The sequence below is a fragment of the Streptomyces sp. NPDC054840 genome, from assembly GCF_053611065.1.
This window is the reverse complement of sequence record NZ_JBSGZP010000759.1, coordinates 1-3,285: the sequence shown is the minus strand read 5'-3', so window position 1 is coordinate 3,285 and position 3,285 is coordinate 1. Positions and strand designations below refer to the sequence as shown.

The 3,285-nt window shown below is 71.0% G+C and carries 4 protein-coding genes; 1 reads left to right on the top strand and 3 read right to left on the bottom strand.

What is annotated here, in order from left to right:
* Window positions 1-44 precede the first annotated feature (44 nt).
* The 3 genes from ACWGIU_RS33550 to ACWGIU_RS33540 form a co-directional block, all read right to left on the bottom strand.
* Window positions 45-740 (bottom strand): ester cyclase, encoded by a 696-nt coding sequence (locus tag ACWGIU_RS33550; protein ID WP_453711882.1) that lies wholly within the window; start codon window positions 738-740, stop codon window positions 45-47.
* A gap of 109 nt (window positions 741-849) precedes the next feature.
* A complete protein-coding gene (locus tag ACWGIU_RS33545; protein ID WP_453711881.1) occupies window positions 850-1,623 on the bottom strand; it encodes an SDR family NAD(P)-dependent oxidoreductase in 774 nt (257 codons plus the stop codon).
* Window positions 1,624-1,654: 31 nt separating this feature from the next.
* Window positions 1,655-2,341 carry an MOSC domain-containing protein gene (locus tag ACWGIU_RS33540; RefSeq protein ID WP_453711880.1) on the bottom strand — a complete coding sequence of 229 codons (687 nt, stop codon included), beginning with the start codon at window positions 2,339-2,341 and terminating at the stop codon, window positions 1,655-1,657.
* Between the two features lie 88 nt (window positions 2,342-2,429).
* Between ACWGIU_RS33540 and ACWGIU_RS33535 the strand changes: the two genes are divergently transcribed.
* Window positions 2,430-3,285: LysR family transcriptional regulator (locus tag ACWGIU_RS33535; protein ID WP_453711879.1), on the top strand; the 856-nt coding region annotated here is incomplete at its 3' end.

Below are 3,285 nucleotides of genomic sequence, written 5' to 3'. Positions count from 1 at the left end.
GTCGCGGAACGGGGCCTTCCCGTTGCTTTCGCCCTGGCGGGGCCTCAGGTGCCGTACGGGGAACCGGATCCGCCCATCTGCTGCTGCAGGGCACCGGGGTTGTAGTGCCACCAGCCCTCGATGATCTCTCCGTCCAGGCACCGGAAGGTGGTGCTCCCGGACATCTCGTACGTCTTACCGGTCGGTGCGACTCCCATGAACGGGCCCTTGTGGGTGCCGCGCCAGTTCCACACCGTCGTGACCATGTCGCCCTCGGCCAGCTGGGCCACCGGCTCGAACGTCATGTCGAAGGCCGCGCGCCACGTCTCCATGTCCGACCGCATGGCCTCGCGTCCGATGACGGTGGACTCCGCCTTGCTGACGTCGTGGTCGATGTAGTTCGTCGCGAAGCACTCGTCGAGAACAGCCATGTTCCCCGCCATCGCCGCTTCCTCGAACACCCGCCGGGCGAGCTGCTTGTTGAGGTGCTCGTCGCGGACCACGTCGAGGTTCATGAACTTCGGCATGCCTTCGCAGAGAGCCACCATCTCCTGGAACATCCGGTCCGTCTCGGGGAGGTGGGAGTTCTTCATGGCGTCCTCGTACGAGGCGAACTCCACCATGTCCACGTAGTGGTTCCGGGCCTCACGGTCCTGGCCGATCATCGTGTGCGTGGCCGTGCGCCTACCGCTGCTCTGCTCCGCCCAGCGATCGATGAGCGCGTTCATCTCGTCGAACCGCCTGGTTTCGTAATCAATCACTTGTACGAATGTCATCGCGTCGCCTCCCGCGCTGGATGGGACAGGTCCAGTTTAGGGAGATTTCACCCGATCGGCCGCTCGTGACGAAGCTGGCGGGGCCCCTCCAGGGCTACTGGGGGCCGTACTTGCGGCCCGTGCGCGAGGACATCCCGCCCAGCAGTGCGCGTGGCGTCAGCTTCACCACGCCCATCAGCGCCTTGTACCGCGGGTCCGGGATCGACACCGTCTTCCCGCGGCCCAGATCGTCCAGGGCCGTGGCCACCAGCTTGTCGGCGTCCAGCCACATCCAGCCGGGGATGTTGTCCGTGCCCATGCCGGCCCGCTCGTGGAACTCCGTCCGGACGAAGCCGGGGCACAGCGCCATCAGCCGCACCCCTGAGCCCGCCAGGTCCCGCGCCGCGCCCTGGGTGAACTGCACGACCCAGGCCTTGCTCGCCCCGTAGGTACCGCGCGGTACGAAGGCGGCCACCGAGGCCACGTTGATCACGCCGCCGCGGCCGCGCGAGCGCATCGATTCGGTGGCCGCCGAGGTCAGCCGCAGGACCGCCTCGACGTGCACCTTCAGCATGGTCAGCTCGTCGGCCATGGAGACCTCGAGGTAGCGGCCCTTGTTGCCGAAGCCCGCGTTGTTGACCAGCAGGTCCACCGGGTGGGTGCGGTCGCCGAGGCGCTGCTCGACCGCCCCGATGCCCTCCTCCGTGGAGAGGTCGGCGACCAGTACGTCGGCCTCGATGCCGTGCCGGTCGTGCAGCTCGGTGGCCTGCTCGCCGAGCCGCTTCGTGTCGCGTGCCACCAGCACCAGATTGTGCCCCTGGGCGGCCAGCCGCCGGGCGAAGGCGGCGCCGATGCCCGCCGTGGATCCCGTAATCAACGCAGTCGTCATAGGCGCAACCTAGCTTCCCCCGATGACGGCGCTACCTCGCCCCGGCCCCTGCCCCGTACTTCTCCACGTACAGGCGAACCCGCTCCTGGGCCTCCGGCTCCATCGCCTCGCCCGCGGCCAGGGTGAGCGGCAGCAGGGCCCGCTCGGTGGTGAAGGCGCGGAACCACAGCTGCACCGTCACCTCGTGGTCCGGCCGGTGGATGATCTCGATCGGGTCGCCGGGGGAGACCGAGCCCGCCTTGATCACCCGCAGATACGCACCCGGCCGGGCCTCCCGTGTGAACCGCTTGACCCAGCCGGTCTCGCCCATGGCCCCCTGGAAGGTCCGGCACGGGATGCGGGCCGAGGCCACTTCGAGGACGAGGTCCGCGCCGACCCGCCAGCGGTCGCCGATCCGCGCCGTGTTCAGGTCGATGCCGGAGGTGGTGAGGTTCTCGCCGAACAGCCCCCCGGGCAGCTCGCGGCCCAGCATGTGCTCCCACAGGTCCAGGTCCTCGCGGGCGTACGCGTAGACGGCCTGGTGGTCGCCGCCGTGGTGCCGCCGGTCGCAGACGGCGTCGCCCTCCAGGCCGCTGCCGAGGCCGGTGGCCCTGGGGCCCGGGGCGAGGACGTGGACCGGTCCGGGGACGGGGCGCTTGGCGATGCCCGTCACCCCACCCTCCGCGTCCGTGTAGTCGACGGCCGCGGCGCGGCCGAGGTTCACAGAGATCAGGTGCATGGAGCCCATGGGATCACGCCGACCGAGCCGCCTCAAAGCGACATTGGGGTATTTACCGGCAAATCAAAGTAGGGCTTATGCTCGAAGGGTGATCGAAGCACGCCATCTCCGGGTCCTGCGCGCCGTCGCCGGGACCGGGTCCTTCTCCGCCGCCGCCCGTGAGCTCGGCTGCACCCAGCCGGCCGTCTCCCAGCAGATGAAGGCGCTGGAGCAGTCGGCGGGCACCCCGCTGCTCATCCGCACCGGCCGTGAGATGCGGCTGACCCAGGCGGGCGAGGCCCTGGTCCGCCACGCCGCGGGGATCCTGGCCGGGCTGACCGCCGCCGAGGAGGAGGTCGCTGCCATCGCGGGGCTGCGCGCGGGCCGGGTCCGGCTCGTGTCCTTCCCCAGCGGCAGCTCGACGCTGGTGCCGACCGCGCTCGCGGCGATGCGCGCCGAGCATCCGGGGACCCGGATCTCGCTGGTCGAGGCGGAGCCGCCGCGGTCGGTGGAGATGCTGCGCGAGGGCGACTGCGACCTGGCGCTGGCCTTCCGCTACGGCGGTGCGTCCCATTCCGCCGCGGAGTGGGACGACCTCGTGGTGCGGCCGCTGCTGACCGACCGGCTCGTCGGGCTGGTCCCGGAAGGGCACCGGCTGGCCGGGGCGGCGCGCGTGGGAATGGCGGAACTGGCGGACGAACCCTGGATCGCGGGCTGTCCGCGCTGCCGCCGCCATCTGGTGGAGGTGTGCGAGGGCGAGGGCTTCACCCCGCGCATCGACTTCGCCACCGACGACTACCCGGCGGTGGTCGGCCTGGTCGGCGCGGGGCTGGGGGTGGCGGTGCTGCCGGAGCTCGCGGTGGAGTCCGTACGGGCCAAGGGCGTGAGCACGGTGGCGGTGGAGCCGGCCGTCGAGCGGGAGGTCGTGGCGCTGACCCTGCCCGACCTGGCCAGGGTGCCGGCCG

Excerpts from the sequence above, each read along its gene's own strand:
- ACWGIU_RS33540 (WP_453711880.1), bottom strand. The coding sequence starts at position 2,341 with ATGCACCTGATCTCTGTGAACCTCGGCCGCGCCGCGGCCGTCGACTAC.
- ACWGIU_RS33545 (WP_453711881.1), bottom strand. The coding sequence starts at position 1,623 with ATGACGACTGCGTTGATTACGGGATCCACGGCGGGCATCGGCGCCGCC.